31 protein-coding genes are annotated in these 18,543 nt (G+C 60.6%); 5 read left to right on the top strand and 26 right to left on the bottom strand.

Annotated features, from left to right (window positions below):
- Positions 1–29: 29 nt before the first annotated feature.
- The 25 genes from NE850_RS27805 to NE850_RS27685 form a co-directional block, all read right to left on the bottom strand.
- Positions 30–671 carry a phage tail tube protein gene (locus NE850_RS27805; RefSeq protein ID WP_310699673.1) on the bottom strand — a complete coding sequence of 214 codons (642 nt, stop codon included), beginning with the start codon at positions 669–671 and terminating at the stop codon, positions 30–32.
- 69 nt (positions 672–740) lie between these two features.
- Complete coding sequence (locus tag NE850_RS27800) at positions 741–1,112, bottom strand: DUF3168 domain-containing protein (RefSeq protein WP_310699672.1); 372 nt, start codon at positions 1,110–1,112, stop codon at positions 741–743.
- Positions 1,105–1,470, bottom strand: a complete 366-nt coding sequence (locus tag NE850_RS27795; RefSeq protein WP_310699671.1) for a phage head closure protein — start codon at positions 1,468–1,470, stop codon at positions 1,105–1,107. The genes NE850_RS27800 and NE850_RS27795 overlap by 8 nt, the downstream gene beginning before the upstream one ends.
- Complete coding sequence (locus NE850_RS27790) at positions 1,471–2,325, bottom strand: head-tail connector protein (RefSeq protein WP_310699670.1); 855 nt, start codon at positions 2,323–2,325, stop codon at positions 1,471–1,473.
- Between the two features lie 42 nt (positions 2,326–2,367).
- The gene (locus tag NE850_RS27785) at positions 2,368–2,817 is read right to left on the bottom strand and encodes a hypothetical protein (protein WP_310699669.1); all 450 of its coding nucleotides are present in this window, start codon (positions 2,815–2,817) and stop codon (positions 2,368–2,370) included.
- A gap of 62 nt (positions 2,818–2,879) precedes the next feature.
- Entirely contained in the window at positions 2,880–4,175 is a 1,296-nt protein-coding gene (locus NE850_RS27780) for a phage major capsid protein (RefSeq protein ID WP_310699668.1), read from the bottom strand.
- A gap of 112 nt (positions 4,176–4,287) precedes the next feature.
- Complete coding sequence (sppA, locus tag NE850_RS27775) at positions 4,288–5,190, bottom strand: signal peptide peptidase SppA (protein ID WP_310699667.1); 903 nt, start codon at positions 5,188–5,190, stop codon at positions 4,288–4,290.
- Positions 5,187–6,461 (bottom strand): phage portal protein, encoded by a 1,275-nt coding sequence (locus tag NE850_RS27770; protein ID WP_310699666.1) that lies wholly within the window; start codon positions 6,459–6,461, stop codon positions 5,187–5,189. Before NE850_RS27770 ends, sppA begins: the two co-directional genes overlap by 4 nt.
- Positions 6,461–6,646: a hypothetical protein gene (locus NE850_RS27765; protein ID WP_310699665.1), complete on the bottom strand. Its 186-nt coding sequence runs from the start codon at positions 6,644–6,646 to the stop codon at positions 6,461–6,463. Before NE850_RS27765 ends, NE850_RS27770 begins: the two co-directional genes overlap by 1 nt.
- Positions 6,643–8,313 (bottom strand): terminase large subunit, encoded by a 1,671-nt coding sequence (locus tag NE850_RS27760; protein ID WP_310699664.1) that lies wholly within the window; start codon positions 8,311–8,313, stop codon positions 6,643–6,645. The genes NE850_RS27765 and NE850_RS27760 overlap by 4 nt, the downstream gene beginning before the upstream one ends.
- A gap of 3 nt (positions 8,314–8,316) precedes the next feature.
- Positions 8,317–8,802 carry a terminase small subunit gene (locus NE850_RS27755; RefSeq protein WP_405044906.1) on the bottom strand — a complete coding sequence of 162 codons (486 nt, stop codon included), beginning with the start codon at positions 8,800–8,802 and terminating at the stop codon, positions 8,317–8,319.
- Positions 8,803–8,940: 138 nt separating this feature from the next.
- Entirely contained in the window at positions 8,941–9,261 is a 321-nt protein-coding gene (locus NE850_RS27750; protein WP_310699663.1) for an HNH endonuclease signature motif containing protein, read from the bottom strand.
- Positions 9,258–9,416, bottom strand: a complete 159-nt coding sequence (locus NE850_RS27745; RefSeq protein ID WP_310699662.1) for a hypothetical protein — start codon at positions 9,414–9,416, stop codon at positions 9,258–9,260. Before NE850_RS27745 ends, NE850_RS27750 begins: the two co-directional genes overlap by 4 nt.
- A gap of 181 nt (positions 9,417–9,597) precedes the next feature.
- Positions 9,598–10,041, bottom strand: coding sequence for a hypothetical protein (locus NE850_RS27740; RefSeq protein WP_310699661.1), 444 nt, complete (start codon positions 10,039–10,041; stop codon positions 9,598–9,600).
- A 134-nt stretch (positions 10,042–10,175) separates the two neighbouring features.
- Complete coding sequence (locus NE850_RS27735; protein WP_310699660.1) at positions 10,176–10,445, bottom strand: phage portal protein; 270 nt, start codon at positions 10,443–10,445, stop codon at positions 10,176–10,178.
- Complete coding sequence (locus NE850_RS27730; protein ID WP_310699659.1) at positions 10,442–10,777, bottom strand: hypothetical protein; 336 nt, start codon at positions 10,775–10,777, stop codon at positions 10,442–10,444. Before NE850_RS27730 ends, NE850_RS27735 begins: the two co-directional genes overlap by 4 nt.
- Positions 10,774–11,205, bottom strand: a complete 432-nt coding sequence (locus NE850_RS27725; protein WP_310699684.1) for a nuclease domain-containing protein — start codon at positions 11,203–11,205, stop codon at positions 10,774–10,776. Before NE850_RS27725 ends, NE850_RS27730 begins: the two co-directional genes overlap by 4 nt.
- A 14-nt stretch (positions 11,206–11,219) precedes the next feature.
- Positions 11,220–11,591, bottom strand: coding sequence for a DUF4406 domain-containing protein (locus tag NE850_RS27720; RefSeq protein WP_310699658.1), 372 nt, complete (start codon positions 11,589–11,591; stop codon positions 11,220–11,222).
- Positions 11,588–11,932: a hypothetical protein gene (locus NE850_RS27715; protein ID WP_310699657.1), complete on the bottom strand. Its 345-nt coding sequence runs from the start codon at positions 11,930–11,932 to the stop codon at positions 11,588–11,590. Before NE850_RS27715 ends, NE850_RS27720 begins: the two co-directional genes overlap by 4 nt.
- The gene (locus tag NE850_RS27710) at positions 11,933–12,481 is read right to left on the bottom strand and encodes a DUF1064 domain-containing protein (protein ID WP_310699656.1); all 549 of its coding nucleotides are present in this window, start codon (positions 12,479–12,481) and stop codon (positions 11,933–11,935) included. It lies immediately after the preceding gene.
- A complete protein-coding gene (locus NE850_RS27705) occupies positions 12,478–13,485 on the bottom strand; it encodes a helix-turn-helix domain-containing protein (protein ID WP_310699655.1) in 1,008 nt (335 codons plus the stop codon). Before NE850_RS27705 ends, NE850_RS27710 begins: the two co-directional genes overlap by 4 nt.
- Positions 13,486–13,495: 10 nt before the next feature.
- Positions 13,496–13,678 (bottom strand): hypothetical protein, encoded by a 183-nt coding sequence (locus NE850_RS27700; RefSeq protein ID WP_310699654.1) that lies wholly within the window; start codon positions 13,676–13,678, stop codon positions 13,496–13,498.
- Positions 13,675–14,370 (bottom strand): phage antirepressor KilAC domain-containing protein, encoded by a 696-nt coding sequence (locus tag NE850_RS27695; protein ID WP_310699653.1) that lies wholly within the window; start codon positions 14,368–14,370, stop codon positions 13,675–13,677. The genes NE850_RS27700 and NE850_RS27695 overlap by 4 nt, the downstream gene beginning before the upstream one ends.
- A complete protein-coding gene (locus tag NE850_RS27690; protein ID WP_310699652.1) occupies positions 14,370–14,969 on the bottom strand; it encodes a hypothetical protein in 600 nt (199 codons plus the stop codon). The genes NE850_RS27695 and NE850_RS27690 overlap by 1 nt, the downstream gene beginning before the upstream one ends.
- A gap of 136 nt (positions 14,970–15,105) precedes the next feature.
- Positions 15,106–15,270 (bottom strand): hypothetical protein, encoded by a 165-nt coding sequence (locus NE850_RS27685; protein ID WP_310699651.1) that lies wholly within the window; start codon positions 15,268–15,270, stop codon positions 15,106–15,108.
- Positions 15,271–15,368: 98 nt separating this feature from the next.
- On the opposite strand from NE850_RS27685, the gene NE850_RS27680 reads away from it, so the two are divergent.
- Positions 15,369–15,602 carry a hypothetical protein gene (locus NE850_RS27680; RefSeq protein ID WP_310699650.1) on the top strand — a complete coding sequence of 78 codons (234 nt, stop codon included), beginning with the start codon at positions 15,369–15,371 and terminating at the stop codon, positions 15,600–15,602.
- Positions 15,603–15,793: 191 nt separating this feature from the next.
- Here NE850_RS27680 and NE850_RS27675 read toward each other — a convergent pair whose 3' ends face one another.
- Positions 15,794–15,997: a helix-turn-helix transcriptional regulator gene (locus NE850_RS27675; protein ID WP_310699649.1), complete on the bottom strand. Its 204-nt coding sequence runs from the start codon at positions 15,995–15,997 to the stop codon at positions 15,794–15,796.
- A gap of 40 nt (positions 15,998–16,037) precedes the next feature.
- On the opposite strand from NE850_RS27675, the gene NE850_RS27670 reads away from it, so the two are divergent.
- From NE850_RS27670 to NE850_RS27655, 4 genes are all read left to right on the top strand, one after another.
- Positions 16,038–16,991 (top strand): helix-turn-helix domain-containing protein, encoded by a 954-nt coding sequence (locus NE850_RS27670; protein ID WP_310699648.1) that lies wholly within the window; start codon positions 16,038–16,040, stop codon positions 16,989–16,991.
- Positions 16,992–17,007: 16 nt separating this feature from the next.
- Positions 17,008–17,445, top strand: a complete 438-nt coding sequence (locus tag NE850_RS27665) for a DUF6232 family protein (RefSeq protein ID WP_310699647.1) — start codon at positions 17,008–17,010, stop codon at positions 17,443–17,445.
- Between the two features lie 650 nt (positions 17,446–18,095).
- Entirely contained in the window at positions 18,096–18,248 is a 153-nt protein-coding gene (locus tag NE850_RS27660) for a hypothetical protein (RefSeq protein WP_310699646.1), read from the top strand.
- Positions 18,248–18,373 carry a hypothetical protein gene (locus NE850_RS27655; protein ID WP_310699645.1) on the top strand — a complete coding sequence of 42 codons (126 nt, stop codon included), beginning with the start codon at positions 18,248–18,250 and terminating at the stop codon, positions 18,371–18,373. The genes NE850_RS27660 and NE850_RS27655 overlap by 1 nt, the downstream gene beginning before the upstream one ends.
- The last annotated feature ends 170 nt before the right edge of the window (positions 18,374–18,543 follow it).

The following is an 18,543-nucleotide window of genomic DNA, read 5'->3' as shown; positions in this document are numbered from 1 at the left end:
GTGTGTGGCGAGAATGACGCGGTCGCGGATTACGCGTAGACCACGTCGCCGGTGATGCGGATCGAGACGCCGGTCGTCTTCAGGATCTGATCGACCCCGCCGTCGAGCGGACTGTTCTTCACGTAGCCGCTGAAGGTGGCGGTCTTCGTGTTGGGCAGCGTGAGCTTGAATTGCTTCAGCGTGCCCGCGCGCTTCGCCGCGTCGCACGCGAGCTGGCCGGGGTCGGTGAAGTCCTTGTCGACATCGAAGGTGAAGTGGCCGAAGTCCTGCAGGCCGAGCATGAATTCCTTGGCCGTGCTCGACAGGTTCGTCTTGTCGATTTCGTTCGCCTGGCCGTCGAAACCCTTGAAGTTGTTCAGGTTGCCGATCGGTGTCCAGGTGACAGGCGTTGCCGTGCCCGCCGCGGTGATGGTCTTGCCGGTGGTGTCGATGTCCACCGCGAAGGTATTCGCCGTGATGTTTTTGATGACGACCGTTTGGCCGTTCAGCAACCCCGCATCGGCGCCCGTCAGCCCTGCAAGCGTCTCGATGTCGCCATTGGCGAAACCGTGAGCCGCCGAAGTCAAGATGGTCGGATAGCCGAGCGCAATCGCGGTGATGTTCTTTGCCGTGCCGGCCGAGCCGGAGACAGCGAGGGTCGATCCCTGAGCGGAAATCGCGGTGCTTGTCATTTAAGACCTCACAAATGAAAAAACCCGCTCAGGGCGGGTCGGTGGTGGAGATAAAAGCTGTGTTAGGCGTTACGGATAGAACCAGATCGAGAAGTCTTCGCGCGAGCCATACAATTTGGTGTCGGGCTCGTAGCTGCTGACCGGCGCACCGATCGTCACTGCCTTGATCGTCGGTCCGGTAAGTGCGGCAATTACGCTCTGCATAAGCGTGGTCGCGGCTGAGCGCGTATCTGCCCACACGTTGACCTGAACGCGAGCGTTCTGAAGATCGACGTTGTTGCTCAGGTAGTTCGGGGACTGGCCGCCCACGGCCTGGTACGTGATGTACGGGCGCGCAACGCCAGTAGGCCCAACGTCGGGATAGACCCTGAAAGTTCCGTCGCCATTGGGCACGAGTGCCTTAACTGCGGCAAAGACGATTGCCTCGGCGGAATTAGCCATTGTTGATGCCTTCCTTCGCCTGGAGCATCACGAGCCGATTGCGCTCGTCCTGATTCATCGAGGCATTGATGTCGAACACACGCATGCCGAACAGCACACGCATTGCGGCGACATCTTTCGGGTTCTGCAATTCCGGGCGGTAGCGCACGCTGATCGTGTGTGTTACCTCGGCCTGAACCGCCTGCGCCGCGAGCAGCTCACGCCCCGAAACAGGCGCCACCTCGCCCCAGCACTTAAAGACATCAACCCAAGCGTTGAGCGGCTGACCGAGTTCGTCCTCCGCCTTCGATTTGGCCTGAAAAGTCAGCCGGTGACGTAGCGTGCCGCCGCGGACGAGATAGCTGTTTTGGCCGGCCATTTAGAACTCGTACGTCTTATAGGCGTCGAGAAGGCGATCAACGTACGGCAGCGCCTGAATCGTGCCACGGTTCATGATCGCCACCTCTTCGCGATTTTCATACAGCGTCGAGAGCCTGATCTTCAGCCACGCCTTCATCCCTTCCGGCACAGCGCCGACGAAACTCTGACCGGTGCCCGCGTCCGTCAGGGCAATGGGAGCGCCGCCGGCCGTTGCCGAAAGTTTGTAGACGCCATCCGACACGACGTTCTGCACGAAATAATCCGCCGCTGAACTCAGCGGCGCCGGCAGAGCGCCTCCCCCATTTGATAGCCGTACAGCATCGCCGACGGCGAGACGACTCCAGCCCGGTGCGCTGATCGTGCCAGCACCAGCATCGGCTGTGATGGGCGCAGCATAGCCGGCGTCGAAATTGACCCATACCGCGCCGATCTGCGGCAACGGGATCGGCCAGATCTGACCGAACACCGGCGTGATGCGCACCGGCTCCGACGAATAATCGACCGTGTAGTCGGTATCCGGCATCGTCTGCACGACGCCAGTCATGTCCAGATACTGGATCGACAGCACGCGAATCACCGGCGCGCGCTGCAGATAGATCGCATGCCCCGGCAGCGTGTACGGCCGCCCGTACGGGATTCCGATCAACGACGGGCCGGGGAAACTGTCGAGCACCTGCTTCCAGCGCGCCGACACCATCTGCTTATGCGTCTCGCCTTGAGCGTAGTCGCGCGCGGCCGCGATAAGCGCACCGATCAGCGCATCGTCATCATTGATGTCGACGCGCAGATGCAGCTTCGCCTCGGCGAGACTGAGCGGCTCAACGGTCGGCGCAGAGATCAGTTGCAGTGGCATAAAGGCAGCCGCCCGAAGGCGGCCTCTCCTGGTTGACTACGCTTAGCCGACGACCTGCACGACCGAAGCGGCATTAGCCGCCGATGCCGGTGCAAAGCGCGGCGTGAAGCCGAGCAACAACGCAGCAGTCAGGCTCGCCGCAGTGCCGACCGTGACCGACAGTTGCACGAACGCGAAACCGCCCTCGACATCCAGTTGCTGCGGATCGAGATTGATCTCAGCCTGCACGTTGTCGCCGGTCGCCTTGACGATCTGTGCGACGGCAGCGCTCGGCACATCCTTCGCGCCGGTGCCGGCCGCGTCTTTCGCTTGCTGAAACTTTGCGTCGACCGTGGCCGAAGCGCCCAGCACACCGGTCTGGATCAGACCGAGCAACTTGTTGAAATTGGCGACCGATACCCACGCGGTCGTGTTCGCGCCTGCGCCTTGCGCCGAAGGCGAGACGGCGCCCAGGACTGCCACCTGTTCGGAGGCTTTGATGTTCGGAATCATGGTTTTTCCTCAGAAGACTCGAGAGAAGTTGCCGGTGACAGTTATGCCGCCGGCCAGGCGGATCAGCGCGCGCCGAGTTGAATGAACGGCGAGAGGGTGTTCGCGCCCTTCGCTTGCGCGATCGGGTTGACGATCTTCGGCTGACCATCCACGCGGAAGATTGCGCGGAATGCGGTTGCGTCGGCATCGAAGTACAAGTGCATTGACGTTGCCGTCTGGACGCCACCGGCCTTCGTGATCGTGCGGTAGTACGACAGGTCGAGCAGGCTGATGTCGCCCTGTGCGCTGAATGCCGCAGCGTGCTGGCTGACCATGATCGGGCGCCCCATCAGCGTGCCATACGGCGAACCTTGGGCACCCTGCGAGATCGGCAGATAAATCGGGTAATTGCCGAGCGTCAGGCCGAACAGCGACGGAAGCGCGTCCGGCGTGATCATCCAGACCGACTTCGGGAAGCTTCCCGGCGTAAGGCGGGCAATCATGTTCGACACGTTGCCGAGCGTCACCGTCTTGGTCGCCTGGCCGGCGTCCTTGGCCTGCACCACGGCGGCCGAGCCGTTGAACGCGCCCTCGGGCTGACCGGCGCCGGTACCGAACAGAATCGCCTCGTTCGTCTTCCAGCGGATCGAGCGCGCCATCAGGCCCGGCAAATACGATTCCAGTGCATTCGCATCCGACAGCAACTCGTCCGTCACCGGCGTCAGCGCCATCAACTTGTGCAGGCGCAGCGTCGAGACGCCGAGCTTCGGCTTCGTCGCATTGGCCTGCGATGCTTCAGCCTGCCAGTACGCCCGCACGCCATCCGTGCCCCACGGCGTGGTTTCGTCCTTCGGGAACGTCATGCCGTTGCCGCCAACCTCGATGTTGTCGGTCATCGGCAGGAGCGCGTCGTCCTCGAGCGAAAGCGTGAAGATGTCGCTGGAGAACGCCGGCGGAATCAGGAAGCCGCCATCGGTGCCGGCCGCCTCATTGGCATACGTGCCAGCGCCGGGCGCAGCGGCGCCGATCACGAGGCGCTGGTCGATACTGCCGTTACGCTGGCTACCGGCGCGCACGGCCATCGCAAACTCGCCGAACGACTGGAAGCCGCGGCGCGTGTCGTTTTCAATGTTTTCCGACACAGTGATGTGCGCGCCTTCCGGGATCACGACTCCTGCCGAACGCTCCGCTTCGATCAGCGCTTCTTCGCGCGAAATTGCGGCGGCGGTGCGCTCGAGACCGGTGCGCTCAGCATCAAACGAGGCAACCTCGTCATCCGTCAGATCGCGACCTTCGGACGCGGCCTTGTCGGTGATCGCACGCATTGCGGTGACGTGCTTTGCTTTGCGGGCTTGCAGCTCGCGGAGTTGCTTGGACATTTAAGGGCTCCTGAAACGAAAAAACCGCCTCGCGGCGGCTGAATTTACGGATTGCGCTCAGTCGGAGGACTGCACACAACGCGCTTGTTGGCGCGGTGCTCGGGCTTAGCGCTCAGCCCATAATTGCAATTTCGCGCTGCGCGGCAGCGAGGCGGCTAGCGGCCGGCTTCGTCGTGGCGCGGATGTTCTTCTGCATCCGCGCCACGACATCGTCAAAGGTCGCGATGCCGTCGACCATCCGCTCAGACATCGCCTGATCGGCGCCAAGTACGCGACCTTGGCCCATACCATTTCGAACCTGATCGATACTGACCTTACGGCCCTTCGCGACACCCTTCGTGAAGGCTGCGTAGTAGTCGTCGACGCGCGATTGCATGAATGATTGCGCTTCCGCGTCCAGCGGCTGGTAAGGATTGCCTTCGACCTTGAATTTGCCGGCGGAAATCAGCGTGATGGACACACCCTCTTCCTCCATTGCTTTCGACCAGTCCTGGTGCGCCTGCCACACACCGATTGACCCGACTTCGCCGCCGGGTGTCACATAGAACTCGCTCGCAGCACAGCCGATCCAGTAAGCCGCACTCGCGGCAAGGCTGTTCGCCACGGCGATGACTGGCTTTTTCACCTGCTGAATCTCAGCGGCGAGTTCCTGCACGCCGTAGACGGAGCCGCCGGGACTGTCGATGTCGAGCAGGATCTGCGAAACGGTGTCATCAGCCGAAGCATCGGCTAGAGCCGCGCTGATCTGCTGCGTGCTGGTCCCGCCGTCGCAGATATTGATCTGGCTGGAACGCTGGACGATCGCGCCGTGCACTGGAATTACGGCAATAGCGCCAGACCGTGCATTGCCGCGACTACGCGGCCCCGCAGACACGCCTTGCGCCGACTCGTCCTCGATGTCAGCCCGAATGCCGCTCTCGCGCCGCGCCAGCACCGCCGCATAGGCAGCCATGCGCTCGGGCATCAGCGCCCACGGTGTAGCGAGACACCACGTGATGAATCGTTCGTTTCTCATTGATCGCCCGCATTGGATGGGTCTTTCGGCTCCTGCGCGCCCTGCGCCGGCGGCTTGTTTTGCTGCTGCGCCTGCAGCGCCTTCGCATCGCTGACCGGAACCATGTTCAGCGGCATAAGCGGCTCATCGAGTCCCTCGATGGGCTCCATGTTCTCGCTTTCGCGGGCCTGATTACGCGTCAGCCAGCCGTCGAGGACGCCGTTGTGGTAGTACATCGATCGCGCCTGCTGGTCGCCGCGCAGCAGGCCCGCGAAATCGAACTCGACTTCGATGTTTCGATCCTGCTCGAGCAGCAGATTCGACTCGATCGACGACTCCCAGCGCTCCGCCCACGGCGTCATCGTGTAGATGACGAAATCGAGCGACTGCTGCTCGATGTTGGAGAACGTCGCCTTGCTCAGGTCGCCCACCAGGTGCGGCGGGATGCGGAACATGCGGGCAATGTCGCCAACCTGGTACTGGCGCGCCTCGAGGAACTGGCTGTCCTTGTTCGTCAGCCCGAGCTCATGGAATTTCATGCCGTACTCGAGCACGGCAATTTTTCCGCGATTCAGGCCGGTTTGCGCCGCCTGAAATGACTCGCGAAACGTGTCGCGAGCCGACTTATCCTTGAAATTGCCCGGAAATTCGATCCATCCACCGCCCGGCTTCGCGTCATTCTGAAAGAAGCGCGCGCCGTAATCCTGCGCCGACAATCCGAGGCCCACCGCGTCGCGCGCGATCTCGATCGGGTTCAAGCCCACGATGCCATCGCTGGAGAGTCCGCGGATGTGCCACAGCTCGCCGCGCGTGAACACGCGAACCGAGCCGAACCGGTCGGTGTAGCGGTACCGGTAATCGAAATCGCCACCGCCATCGAGCAGCTCGATCTTGATGCGGTCCGGATGCAGTGGAATCAGGTCAGTGATATTGCCGCGCCGGTCGGTGACAATCTGGTTGAAGGCATTGCCTCGCATGGCGAGGTGCCCCTGCATCATCTCGCGCCACTCGAACGGCGTCTGATACTGGTTGGGTCGACGGCAAAGCAGATCGAGCAGCCAATGCTTGCGGACCGGCGTTTTTTTGTAGCCGCCGACGTCGTAAAGACGCATCGGCAGCACGCTGAATGACTCCGCGAGCACGCGCACGCAAGCGAACACGACCGGCAATTGCAACGCGCGATCAGGCGAAACGCGCATACCGGACGCGGTGCGCGTCGTGACGGGCTCAAACCAGAAATTCCCATACGGGGATCGGTCGCCGCCATCCGCCTTGATGCGCGAAATGAACATCAGTCAGAGTCCTTATTTTCGCGATTCGGCACATAAATGCCGACCATTCGCGTGACGACGAGCACGATCGCGAGCAACAACAGCCCTGCGAAGATCAGCCCGGCGCCGAGGTTGAGTAGCAACCCGCCAGCAAGCGCCAGAAGCCAGCCGATCAGGAGGCAGATGTTGAAAATGTGTGCGTTCATACCGTCATGAGTTCGTAGTCGTCGCCAATAATCAGGCCGCCCTGCGGGTTCAGGCTCATCAACGTGATGGCGTCGAACGCCGCCATAAGCGGGTCAATTTTTGCCGTGCCGCTCGCCTGCTTCGTGATGTTCACGGCATTGCCGACCGGCACGACGCGGGCATTGCCTACGCACCACGCCATTAAGCGCTGGCCGCCGTGCACCAGCACGCCTTCGGCCAGCTTTCGCTCACCCGTCTTGATGGCGCCGGTCATCTTCCAGCCCTGCGAGATGCCGATCACCTTGTCTTCCGGCACATTGGCTTCGACAAGTGCGTCGAGCACGCCACCAATGCCGGCTGGGTCCGCACCAACCTTGTCGAGCAGCCCCGCCGTGTGGATCAGTGACACAATGTCCGCGACATCGCGCACGTCGTCGCCGATTTGCTCGACAACAGTAAGATCACCCTCTTTTTCGAAGTCGCGCAGCATCGGCGCAACTTCCTTGCGACGCTCGAACACGGATGGATGAGCCCATGCGTGCGTCCAAAGCAACCAGCGCCGCGTTACTTTCTCGCGACCGATGACCGCAAGCCCGAGCAAGTCATCCAGGCCGCCGCCGTCAATGCCCACATCAATCACTTCTGACCGCTCGATGAGGTCATCAAGCGTCAAACCCGGCACGACGGCCGCCGCTTCCCAGAATTCCGCGCCGGCCCAGCGGTCCGCGCGCAAGTTCATTCCGATTTCGACGTTGCCGTGCTTCGCGAGGAAGCCGCGGAACGACTCCTCGCCGCCCTGCTGCGCCTTCTTGAACTCGCGCTCGAGGAACTCCTGATCGACCGAATAGCCGAGGTTTGGATTAACCATCCCGAGGTTTTCGACCCTGAGATGCTCCTTCGACGCGACCATTTCGGGCGGGTGCTCGAAGATCACCGGCACGAAGCGCTTGTCTTCGATCTTGCCGTCGCGAACGTCGCGCGCATATTGCAGCTTCTGGCGAAATACGCCCGCCGGCGGATCGTCAGACTGCGTGGTCAGGTAGATCACAAACCCTTCAGGCCGCGACGCCAAGCCACCGATCGCCTCGCGCAGCATGTTCTCGGCATTCGCCTGCTTGCCGAACAGCCAGAGTTCATCTACCAGCGTGCCGACACTCTTCTTGCCGCCGACCGTATTCGAATCGGCCGCGACGACCTTCAGCGTCGCACCGCTGTTCCGGTGCGTGATCGTCTTGATGTGCGTCTGTACCTGCAGCAGCTCATCGAGCTCATCATCGTGCTTCACCATGTCCCGGCTGGGACTGAAGCTGTTCTGCGCGACCTCGATCGTCGGCGCCAGAATCGCGAACTCAGCAGACTGCCGCCAGTTGAGGATGACAGCAGTCATCATGATCCCGGCCGCGATCGTCGATTTCGAGTTCTTCTTCGGCAGGCAGATGAACCACTCGGTGATCAGCCGCCGGCCGCTTTCCGGGTCGTACGCGCCGAAAATCGACGCCACCAGATCGAACACCCACTGAGCGCACGACTCGCCGAAGGTCGGGCTGCCCGGCGCATCGACGATCTTCAGTTGCTTGAAGATCGCAAGCGCCTGTTCAGCCTGGTCAGGAAAGATCGGCGGCGGAATGATCGACTCGCCGCGCTTGAGCCGGTCGGCCCAGTCGAGGCAGCTCGTCTTCCATTCCATGGATTACTTCCGGTTGTTCACGACCAACTTCGGGGGAGCCGTCGCCGCGAACTTGCCGGCGCCAGCCTTCTTTGCCGCATCGGCCTTTGCGTCTTTCTTTCCGGCCTCGCCGACCTTCGCATGCACGAACGGCATAAGCGTTTTCGCGGCGTCGATCCGTAGCTTCGGTTCGGTGTTCTGGTCGTTCATCGCGGCCAGCAGAAACGCCTTTGGGTCGGAAAACGTCAGGATGGTGTTCAGATCGAACCCAGCCGCGACCGCCGCGCTCGTGACTGCTGCGTCCTCCGGCGTCTGCTGCTTTTTCGATCCGCCGGCGCCCTTCTTCCGCCGGTCGGCAAGGTACGCGACGACGTCCTTGTCTTTAACAAGTCGCGATCCGGCCGCCGACGCGGTCGCGGCGCTATAGCCAGCCGCGATAGCCGCGTCCTTATTGGACTTCCCGGCTAAAACAGCATCGGCAAAGAGCCGTTTCTTGCTGTTAAAAGCCATTAACAAAAGCTCCAAAAGGGGAAAAATTCTGCGCGTGAGAGAACGGTCGGTTTCCCGGCATGTGAAACGCCAGAGATTCGATACCCCCACCCCCAACGTCGCCGCAGAGGCCATCAGCAGCACGCAGGACGGCCGCGTTCAGCCTCGCGCACGTGTCGCCGCCTCCTGTGCTGTCTTCGCGTTGTGGCACTCGACGCACAAAAGGTTGAGGTTCTCATCTTCGTTGCTGCCGCCCTGCTCAAGCGGCACGTCGTGGTCAACCTGATCGCGCCACGGCAACCACACGCAGCCGCAACCTTGGCACTTGAACTGCTGCTCGACCGCTATGCGCTGCCGAGTCTTCACCCACTTGCCACCGCGTATGCGTGGCGTCGTGCCTGCCTTTGCTTCGAGTGTGGCAACGCGGTTCGTGTTCACCGCCTGGATGCGCGGCTTGAGCGTCGATAGCTTGCGACTCATTGCACAGTGACGCGCATCGCACGCTTGATCTTCGCCAGAAGCTTGGCTTCGTCGGGCAGCGTGCCAGCCATGACGCAACAGACTGTGAGCACGAGCAAGTAAGGCTTGAGCCACCATGCGAACGTCACGCCGAGCTTGATCTTCGTCTGCGCCATGCGATGAACTCATTGAAAAGAAAAAGCGCCAGCCCGGTTAAGGGTCTGGCGCAAAGCCACACGCGGAGACAACGACGACAGAAAGCATAAAAGCCCGCGAGGCTTTCACCTAGCGGGCTTCTGTGATTCCTTCGGGCGCGACTCTGCCCTCAGGCGAGATTCTAGGACAGCGCCGAAAAGTTTACAAGCGGTTTATCAAGCCCTTGGCAAAGAGCGCCGGTCGCATCGCCGCCTTGGCTGACGCATAGTCAGCGTCCTGCGTCGCCGGGCTGCGCGGGTTCTTGAACACCAGCGAGCCAGCGACAAAGTTGCGCACCGCCGTCATCACGGCAACGCGATGTTGGATATTCAGCGCGAGGATGATCGGCTCGACCGCTTCGCCAGTGGCAGCCTTCAATTGATAGTCGACGACTTCGGACAGGTCGTCATAGTCCATCCACTGATTGCTGACCTTGAAGTCGCGGCACGTCGAGTCCGCGCCGCTGTAGCCGGCGACCGGCCTAAATCCCTGACTCCACTCGTACCACTCCGTCAGCACCGCGTCGATCTCGTCTGCCGCAATGGCGTTTGTCGTCATGTTGGGTTGCCTCTTTCCGTATTGTTCGCAGCGTTCGCCGTGCTTCATTCCAATTGCGCAGATCGTTTGCATTGCACCGAGAAATTCGTAGGTTCGTTCGTGCGGACAGCCTTTGCATGTCACGCTTTCGATTTCGACCAGCGCCTCGGCTGGATCGCGATAAAGGCCGCGTGGCCGCGCCGTCACATGACCACCCTGAAGTGAATGCCCCAATTCATGAACCAAGCGACGAGGTCGTTTCGGATCTGGGCGTTGCGCGGAAATGGGTAGATGACGTCGATCGCCTCGGATCCGTCATGCACTCTTTGGTGCTTCCAAATCTCTCCAACGAGCGGGCAGCCGTCGAAGGCAATCAGGGTTGTTTCCACGATGATCTCGTCTTGCCGCTCGACGCTCGTTTCGCGGAGGTTGGCGGGAATATCCTCGATGTCGATGTATGCAAATGCGCTCATGTTGCCTCCCTTACGTCCCACTCCAGATCACCACTGGCAACAAACGGCGCCAGTGTGGTGCGGTTAAATTCGACATACGCTTTCGCCCGGTAAATTCCGTCACCGACCCAATCGAGATCACCGGGAATGAAACCACCGCGGTGGTGCTCCGGTATCCATGCGTCGGCATAAACGAATCGCGGGCCGCGATGCTCGTACATCACGCGCTCAAGCCTGTAGACCATCGTCTCGATGCGCTTGGTCTTGCCGTAGGTTGAAAACTGCGTGCGACCAACACGGCGGCCGTGACTCAACCATCCAATCCCATCCGGTATTTCAATCCACAACCTCAAGCCGCCTCCCGCATTTCCAGACCCATCTTGCGTGCGCGCACTGGCGCCCATTCCGACATCGCCATGCCAAAGATCGTGCCTTTCTCGACACGCAGCGCCTTACCCTGATCAAGCCACGCATGGCACCAGAAACAGCCAGGGACGGTGCGTAAATGGCTTCCCTTTATCCCCATTCCCTTACCAGCGCCTAGGCTGTTCTCATGACATGGCACAACGGTTTCGTCGTTCGGGTTCAGAGGGCACACCATCGGCACACGCAAATAGCATGGCTCGCCGCGGCACACCGCGAGATACTTCGCACCATCAGCGACCGAAACGCGCTTGCGCTTCGACTTCATGGAGCTTTTGCGCACCAGCGTCTGCGCGTTGCGGTCGAGTTGCTTTTTGAATGCGCCGGGCTCCGGCCGCTTAAAGCCAGTGCGCTTCATTGGTGCCGAGCGCTTCATGCAGCCTCCGCGTCGAGCAATTCGACAATGGCGGCCTGCGAGATAACCGGCATGTCGCCGGCGAGACCGACGATATGGCGCGCGAGCATGACGCGCAGACCGAGATCACGCATAAGGTTGTGCTCGATCGGCGCACCGCGGGATTGCTCCCAGCCGGGAAGCAGCGCGATGCCGTCGCACTTTTCAGTCATGATTGCGGCAATGTCGACGCGCATGCAGGCGAGCCAGTCGCCGTCGTTGCCTTCGTTGAGTTCTGCCGGGTTGACGATTTGGAATCCGAGCGCACGCAGACGTGCCGCTTCGGCGCGGAACAGCGGGAAGTTCAATTCTGGATAGCCCGTCATCGGGCCTGCAAGGTAGAGCTTCACGCTGTGGCCCTCCCACTCGTGACCATTGCATGCATCGTGGCAAACAGGGTGTCTTTGATCGTCACCTGCGCCTCAAGCCTTTCCTTGCGAGCCAGATAGCGCGGGTTAGGCCGATAGTCCGCACTGCGCGGAAACGGCTTGCCGGTCAATTCATAGTGCGCGCGGTACTTCGATTCGCTACCCTTCACATAGCCGCCGTCTTTCAAAACACGCAGTTTCTTTTTGACGCCGTCATACGTAAAGCCGGTGGCGGTGCAGATCTCGGCGTTGGTCGACTTGGGATTGAGCGCAAGGAATTCGCATATCTCGCGCTGCTGCTTGCTCATGGTCGTGTATGCCATTTACTGGATCTCCTTCACCGTGATCCCATGCTTGTCGAGCATCTGTTTGCGCTTCTGGATGTAGGTTCGGTTCTTCCGCGTGGCTTCGGACTTGACATCTTCGACCACCAGCTTTCCGTCGCGGACGTATGTGAAGTCGGCCACGTAGGTCGACTTGCGCTCCCATGTGCCGTCGTCGCGCTGCTTGCGCTCTGTCAGCACGAACGCGACTTGCAACCGCAGATCGCTGATTAGGCCGGCCGCCTGCTGCTGCACCAGGTGAAACCAGTGCGACCGCTCGCGCTGGCTATCGAACTTGATGCCCTCGTGCTCGCACTTCGTGTTGCGGTATTTCGCCGGCTTCTTCGTCGGAGCTATCGAAAGTGCTGGCACTGCGAACGGGTCGTGCGGATCGTCCAATGCACTCGACTGCGGCGGGTTGCCGGTGAGTTCGTAGATGCGGCGCTGGGCTGTCGTCATCACTGGGCGCGAGTCGTCGCGCACGCGCGCAGTGCCCACGGTCGTCGTACCCGCCGGAACCACCATCGGCCAAGGTGCTCGCTTGGTCATGCGGCCTCCGTGTTGCCGTTCTTGTCGCGCGGTATGTCGTTGAAGTAGCCGTACAGCGCGTCGTATTGCTCATCGCCGAAGCGCGCCGCGTCGCGCAGCATCTCTTCCATCCATTCGCCCGGACCCGCCGCCTTCACGACGCGCGCCTTGAAGCGCATGAAGACTTCGCCGTCCTTCTGGGTGATGCCGAGTTGCTTGCCGCGCTCAGCGACACCCGCGTTCGATTTGTGCCAGTCGGCAGCGATCGCGCCAGAGGCTGCGCCGCCGGCGGCCAACGACTGGGCCTTCACCGGGAACAGCCCAGTCCATCCGCGCAGCACAGCCTCTTCGACGCTGACCTCGGGGCTCTGCCCTGCTGCCGCCAGCATCTCCAGCTTCTTGATCGACACGCGGGCAGCCGGTCGGGTCCACGGCGCATCCTTCGCTTTTGCTTCGCGGTGTTCGCACCACATGTCCCACACGGCGAACGGGATTGCAGCGGGCAGTTCGATGTTCAAAAGCTCTGCATGCAACGCAACTCGCGGCGCACGCCGCGCAGGTTGGTGGTTCCCTGATGGTTCCTTTGGTGGTTCATGGTGAATCGGGTGCAACCCATTGCACCCTTTCGCGAAACCCGTTGCACCCTTTGTGTCGTCCGTTGCACCCTTTTGCGCTGTCCGTTGCACCCTTTTTATGGGTGCAATCGTTGCACCCTTTGAACCAGACGAAATGGGTGCAATTTCTGCACCGTTTATCCAGTCAGGGTTGATGCGGTATTCACACGCGCGACCACGTCCGCCACCGGCGTTTGCGACCTTGATCAGCCAGCCGCTCTTCACCATGCCTTGGATCTGGTACTGGACAGCGCGGGGCGAGCGGCGCACCTTCTCGGCCATCGTCTCGATGCTCGGGAAGATGTGCTCGCCGTTGTCGTCGCAGAAGTCCGCCAGCTTCAGCGCGAGCAGAAGCTCGTGATCCTCGCCGGGGTAGCGATCCCAAACCATCGTCTGGATCTTGATGCTCATGTCGTGAGCCTCAGTGACCGCACGGCACGGAGCCGTCGAGGGATTCTTGCGCGCCGCAGGACAGGCACGTGCGCGGGTAGTTGGGGTGGCGCTTGATAGCATCCACGGCTATCTGCTCGATGACGGCCTTGGCTTCCGGACCAAGCTTGACGCGCCCTTGCGCGGCGAAATCGGCGAATTGCTGTTCGGTCATGCGTGGCACTCCAGCTTCTGCGCCAGCTCGGCGAGGCCTTTGGCCGTCACGAGCACGCGCGAGGTGACTTTTTCCGACCCGTCGGCGCGGTTCACGGTGGTGATCTTGTGTTCCAGCACGCCGCGCTGGATCTTGTCCTGATAGGCCGTCCACGTGGCGCATGCCGGGCGGCGATAGATCCACTGATTCGCGCTGAGCCAGTCGAACAGGGCTTTCGGCTGCAATTGCAGCGTCTTGGCGGCGTCGGTGATGCACATGGCGCCATCGGCAAACGTCAGGCGATCCAGCGCCTTGACCTTCGGTGCGGCGGCCTGCACTTCGATCTTCAGCTGGTCCCGCTCGTCAGCCAGATCGGCGGCGAGGCGGAGCGCGTCGGGCAGCGATTGCGGAATCGCGAACGCGGGAGTTGCTGCTCGCGCTTCGAGTTCCTGCCAGCGATCGACGAGACGAGCGGTGAACTCCGGCGAGAGCTGCGCGACGATGACATAGCTATCGCGCTTGCCGACCAGGTACACAACGACTCGCCGGGCGCCAGGGCCATCGTGAGAGGTTTCCTCAGATTGAGTAAAGCTGATGAGGCCGCGATCGCGCAGTGTTTCCATCGTTCGCTTCACGTTGTCGTGACGCGATTCGACGAGTTCCGCAATTTCGCGACTCGACATCGACACACCGATATTTGCGATCGCGCGCATCAGGACACCTTTCGGAGTTGTTCGGGGTGGACGGTTTCGCCGGTCGTGGACAGAGCGGACTCGACGACGCGCAGGCTGCGCTGCTTGACGCGAATGTCTTCGACCAGGCTGCTGTGAAGGCGCGGCAGTTCGCCGGGATCGACACCGTCGAGCAGATCGGCCGCATCTGACTCTGTGCGATGGTTGGCGCGCATGATCGTTTGCACGAGCTCGTGAGCGTTGATCTGCGTGTCGGCATCGTGATGACGCGCGCGGGCCGCGCAGTCGATTTGCGCGAGAACCTCGTTCAGCAGTTCGACGCGTCGGTCGAGCGGCAGCGCGGCGAGAATCGAATTCTCGAAGTTCGCCGGCATCAGGTTGTTGTCTTTCGACTCGTCGTCGAGCCAACGCCAGATACGGTCAGCGTGGTTCTTCTGCGTGGTGTAGACGTCGCCGTGCTTGTCGAACACGATCACGCCCGACAGGTGGCCGCCGATCCGCTCGTGCGCGGCGACGATCTCTGCCGCCGCCGTTTCGCGGCTCCAGCCATGCGCCTTGCGCCAGGCGGCGACGTGGTCGCGGATGATTCCGATTCGGGTCTTGTGCGAACTGTCTCGCATGATCTGTCACTCGTTAGTGGCTACAGTGTCAACGTGCGATAAGGACTACTAAGACGACGCACGCGACACAGGGAGAAGAAAATGAAAACGCTACGGGAATCTTTTGCTGCCGCCGCGCCCGATGGACGCGCGGCAGTTACTTCTTTGCTTCTGCTGGTTGCTTGGCAAGCTGCCTCAGCTTCCAGTACGACGCCACCGCAATCCGCACAGCAGCATCGATCTGCGCCTCCGTGCAACCGCGCGCAACCATTTCAAGGATCAGTGCGCGAATCTCTTTCTGTTCCGTCGCGGTGAGCGCCATGCTCTCTATCTCCAACGTGTTGCCTAATGGGGCGAGGGTCCCAGCTTTCGCCGGTAGAATCCGGAGTTCTCACACAACCGATCTCTACGGGGACCCTCATGGAAGAAGCAAAACTGACTCTCAATTTCATCGGCGCCGCAGTTGCCAAGCGACCCAAAAACGTGCCGACAGACCTGAAACTTCGCGCTGGATTTACGCCCAACTTTGGGGACGTCGTCTCGTTCGAGGGTTTGGAAGGCGCGTTTCTGGTTCACAGCCGGGAATTTCAAATCGGCGCGAACGGCGTCGTCGACGTCATTCTCAACATCGACGTGGTGCAAGCGGCTCGCTAGTCGATACGCTTTCAACCGTCCGGCCTGAATACGTCGGACGGTTGATGGAAATCTCAGTTCGAATCGTGTGTGGGTCGGCGCCGTTACGCAGCTTCCACAGCGCGGCACCCTGCCGTTTCTCCTTTGCAAGTGCCAAGCGAACGGCAGGGCCGATGATCGCGAGCACAATTCGCGCATACAGTTTCTTCATTTCAGGCAGCCTCTGCCGGCGCCGCGCCGACGGCAAGTTCTGTGTGGAGCTTTTCGAGGCGTTCTTTGGTCGTCGCGAACACGTTCTTGCGCCGGCCGGTTTCGATATGGCTAACCGCGCCCTGCGACAAACCAGTGCGCTCCGCGATCTGCTCCTGCGTGAGCCCCTGTTTTCGAATCGAAACGACGAGCTGTCGCGCGTCCATAGCCGCCTCTCCAAGTGATAACGATCTCAGGGTAATACATATGTATTTGGACGTCAATACCAACGTAGTTGACGCATCAGGCACAATCCAATACATGAGTAATATTGGAAAGCGCCTCATCGAGGCCCGTACCCGCAAAGGCTGGTCGCAGGAAGACCTAGCCCTTAAGTCCGGCGTAAGCCAGGGCACGATCGGGCATTTGGAAAGCGGCCGCAACAAAAGCTCAACCCTTCTCCCAAAGATTGCGGCGGCCTTGGACGTAACTGTCGAATGGCTGACGGGATCATCGAAACAAACGGGCGAAAGCGCCTCTTTTCCCTCAATGGGCGCCGCCGGCCTAGCTGATAGGATCAAGTCTGTCCTCGACGACGCGGAAGGCAATATCTCCAAAGTCGCCGCGGCGGCCGGAACCACAGAAGAGACGGTTGCAGGCTGGCTCTCGGGTAACAGCAAACAAATCGGCGTCGACCACGCGGTGGCGCTGCAGGAGGCATTCGGGGTCAACTCTGTATGGTTGATGCTCGGGAAAGGGTCTCGTGCCACCGCCGTTCGACACAATGATCCGTGGGATCCGATCACAAATCTGCAATGGAAGGGCGTTCCGGTATTGGGTATGGCGCAATTAGGAGACAACGGGTTCTGGTCTGAAATCGAATACCCGGTCGGCCACGGTGAAGGCTTCGTCGACGTACCAACCAAGGACAGAGACGCTTATGCGCTGCGGTGTATTGGTGACTCGATGCGCCCACGCATCAAAGATAGAGAATTTGTGGTTGTCGAGCCGAACCATGCGATTGAGCCGGGCGACGAGGTATTGATTAAGGCGAAAGACGGCCGCGTGATGGTGAAGGAGTTTCTTTATCGGCGTGCTGGCAGGACCCACCTGATTTCGGTAAATGAGGCGCATGGCACGATTGCGCTCAAAGACGAAGACATCGAAAAAATGCACTACGTCGGCTGGATAGCAAAGCCGTCCGCGTGGCGACCAGACTGAAATTACGGGGAGAGTGATGCGCGTTGACCCAAGCTTTGGCGGAGCTCCCGCCACCCAGAGTACCGAGAAGGTTTTCCTGAATAGCGGGGGTGTCGTCGTCACCCACGCGCGATTCGTCGTGCCTGGTCAGACGTTTGCCATGAGCGGCATAACCTCGGTGAAGCACTGGCGTACACCGAGGAAATGGCTGTTTGGTGCCCTCCTCATCCTCCTGGGACTGCCAATGCTGATAACAGGGGCGAGCATGGCGAGCGCTGGCTCATCGACGGGACCGCTGACGCTTGGCCTGATCTTCGCCGCTCTTGGGGCCTATCTGATCTGGCGCGGCCGACCACAGTCCCAAGTCAGGCTTCAGTCCGCGTCGGGCGAAACTAAGGCGTTTTCGTCCTACGACGACGCGCTGGTGCGGCGCATCGTCGACGCATTGACTGAATCCATTGTATTCAGGGGTTGAGCTGGAGTTGCCACTCTACAGGACGGGAAGGTTCGACCCGAAAATTTCGGATCTCCAGGGAGGTATAAATGAAGCGAACCATTGCGGCCATACTCGTTTTTGCACTCGCCGCTCCCGCCATCGCACTTGCGCGAGGCGGCCACTATTCTGGCGGACACGGTTCTTCCCATAAAGGCGGCCATTACACCAACGCGCGCACGCACGACCATTACGAGAAGCGGAAATAGCCATCGGCCGAACGGTCGACTCAATAGTCTTTAGGTTCACAGTCGTCAGAGCCCCGCACCAAGCGGGGCTTTTGTCTTTTATGGCCCAAAAAGAAGCCGCAGTTATGGCTGCGACTCAGGGACACACGCACCCGGAGATCATCTAGCGCGCACGAATTCTTACGATATGTAATGCCATGCGCAATCGGGTGTTTTGTCTGATCGTTTCTAACGGGTGACGCCGCCGCGCAACGACTGCGTCGCACAGCAAATACGTCGATTCGATTTCAAATACATTTGTATTGACACACCTTAAATACGTTTGTATTCTTCATCTCACGCACTCACCGACCTACCGGGAGACCTTGAGATGGAAAACCAACCGAAACACACCGAGAAGACGCGCAACCGTGACGAGCTCGATTACTTCACGCGGGGCATGTGATGAACCGCGCCGCTTGCGATAACGATCTGCTCGCTGCCTGCTATCACGTGCACGGCCGCGCTGCAAAGCTCTTCGGAATGATGCTGCTCTGCGGCATTGCCGTCGGCTGCGCCTGGTTCCTGTGCGTTGCAGCGCGCGCCGGTGCGCTGTGATGCTCAAGTACGCGAAAGCATGGGCAACCGCCCTTTTCGTTCTCGTCGTCTACTGCGCCGTCACGACGGCGATTGAAGCCCGCGAAGCCCATATCGAACGCTGCAGCATCGTGCGCTGCACCTGATCCCGTAAAGGCTCACCGATGAACTCCTTCATGCTAGCCCAGTTAGTACTGCTTCTGATTGTGGCGTTTGTTTCCTGCTGCCTCGGGTTCATTCTGGGGAGCCTTTGCGCCACTTCAGCGCGTGCAGATCGGGGTGATCCGCTCCTGCAGCGCGAGTTCGAACACGAATG

Origin of the sequence: Paraburkholderia sp. USG1, from assembly GCF_031570135.1 — a bacterium.
GTDB lineage: Bacteria > Pseudomonadota > Gammaproteobacteria > Burkholderiales > Burkholderiaceae > Paraburkholderia > Paraburkholderia dioscoreae.
Note: the sequence above shows the minus strand (reverse complement) of the source record. Positions and strands in the feature narration are given on the sequence as shown.

Bases quoted from the DNA above. Each gene is read 5' to 3' on its own strand.
- NE850_RS27690 (WP_310699652.1), bottom strand. From the start codon at position 14,969: ATGCGAGACAGTTCGCACAAGACCCGAATCGGAATCATCCGCGACCAC.
- NE850_RS27750 (WP_310699663.1), bottom strand. From the start codon at position 9,261: ATGAGTCGCAAGCTATCGACGCTCAAGCCGCGCATCCAGGCGGTGAAC.
- NE850_RS27660 (WP_310699646.1), top strand. From the start codon at position 18,096: ATGAACCGCGCCGCTTGCGATAACGATCTGCTCGCTGCCTGCTATCAC.
- NE850_RS27680 (WP_310699650.1), top strand. From the start codon at position 15,369: ATGGAAGAAGCAAAACTGACTCTCAATTTCATCGGCGCCGCAGTTGCC.
- NE850_RS27760 (WP_310699664.1), bottom strand. From the start codon at position 8,313: ATGGAATGGAAGACGAGCTGCCTCGACTGGGCCGACCGGCTCAAGCGC.
- NE850_RS27805 (WP_310699673.1), bottom strand. From the start codon at position 671: ATGACAAGCACCGCGATTTCCGCTCAGGGATCGACCCTCGCTGTCTCC.
- NE850_RS27765 (WP_310699665.1), bottom strand. From the start codon at position 6,646: ATGAACGCACACATTTTCAACATCTGCCTCCTGATCGGCTGGCTTCTG.
- NE850_RS27800 (WP_310699672.1), bottom strand. From the start codon at position 1,112: ATGGCTAATTCCGCCGAGGCAATCGTCTTTGCCGCAGTTAAGGCACTC.
- NE850_RS27700 (WP_310699654.1), bottom strand. From the start codon at position 13,678: ATGACCGAACAGCAATTCGCCGATTTCGCCGCGCAAGGGCGCGTCAAG.
- NE850_RS27735 (WP_310699660.1), bottom strand. From the start codon at position 10,445: ATGAGCGCATTTGCATACATCGACATCGAGGATATTCCCGCCAACCTC.
- NE850_RS27705 (WP_310699655.1), bottom strand. From the start codon at position 13,485: ATGAGCATCAAGATCCAGACGATGGTTTGGGATCGCTACCCCGGCGAG.
- NE850_RS27675 (WP_310699649.1), bottom strand. From the start codon at position 15,997: ATGGACGCGCGACAGCTCGTCGTTTCGATTCGAAAACAGGGGCTCACG.
- NE850_RS27670 (WP_310699648.1), top strand. From the start codon at position 16,038: ATGTATTTGGACGTCAATACCAACGTAGTTGACGCATCAGGCACAATC.
- NE850_RS27770 (WP_310699666.1), bottom strand. From the start codon at position 6,461: ATGTTCATTTCGCGCATCAAGGCGGATGGCGGCGACCGATCCCCGTAT.
- sppA (WP_310699667.1), bottom strand. From the start codon at position 5,190: ATGAGAAACGAACGATTCATCACGTGGTGTCTCGCTACACCGTGGGCG.
- NE850_RS27785 (WP_310699669.1), bottom strand. From the start codon at position 2,817: ATGATTCCGAACATCAAAGCCTCCGAACAGGTGGCAGTCCTGGGCGCC.
- NE850_RS27780 (WP_310699668.1), bottom strand. From the start codon at position 4,175: ATGTCCAAGCAACTCCGCGAGCTGCAAGCCCGCAAAGCAAAGCACGTC.
- NE850_RS27790 (WP_310699670.1), bottom strand. From the start codon at position 2,325: ATGCCACTGCAACTGATCTCTGCGCCGACCGTTGAGCCGCTCAGTCTC.
- NE850_RS27740 (WP_310699661.1), bottom strand. From the start codon at position 10,041: ATGAAGCACGGCGAACGCTGCGAACAATACGGAAAGAGGCAACCCAAC.
- NE850_RS27665 (WP_310699647.1), top strand. From the start codon at position 17,008: ATGCGCGTTGACCCAAGCTTTGGCGGAGCTCCCGCCACCCAGAGTACC.
- NE850_RS27685 (WP_310699651.1), bottom strand. From the start codon at position 15,270: ATGGCGCTCACCGCGACGGAACAGAAAGAGATTCGCGCACTGATCCTT.
- NE850_RS27695 (WP_310699653.1), bottom strand. From the start codon at position 14,370: ATGCGCGCGATCGCAAATATCGGTGTGTCGATGTCGAGTCGCGAAATT.
- NE850_RS27710 (WP_310699656.1), bottom strand. From the start codon at position 12,481: ATGACCAAGCGAGCACCTTGGCCGATGGTGGTTCCGGCGGGTACGACG.
- NE850_RS27715 (WP_310699657.1), bottom strand. From the start codon at position 11,932: ATGGCATACACGACCATGAGCAAGCAGCAGCGCGAGATATGCGAATTC.
- NE850_RS27795 (WP_310699671.1), bottom strand. From the start codon at position 1,470: ATGGCCGGCCAAAACAGCTATCTCGTCCGCGGCGGCACGCTACGTCAC.
- NE850_RS27655 (WP_310699645.1), top strand. From the start codon at position 18,248: ATGCTCAAGTACGCGAAAGCATGGGCAACCGCCCTTTTCGTTCTCGTC.
- NE850_RS27745 (WP_310699662.1), bottom strand. From the start codon at position 9,416: ATGGCGCAGACGAAGATCAAGCTCGGCGTGACGTTCGCATGGTGGCTC.
- NE850_RS27755 (WP_405044906.1), bottom strand. From the start codon at position 8,802: ATGGCTTTTAACAGCAAGAAACGGCTCTTTGCCGATGCTGTTTTAGCC.
- NE850_RS27725 (WP_310699684.1), bottom strand. From the start codon at position 11,205: ATGAAGCGCACTGGCTTTAAGCGGCCGGAGCCCGGCGCATTCAAAAAG.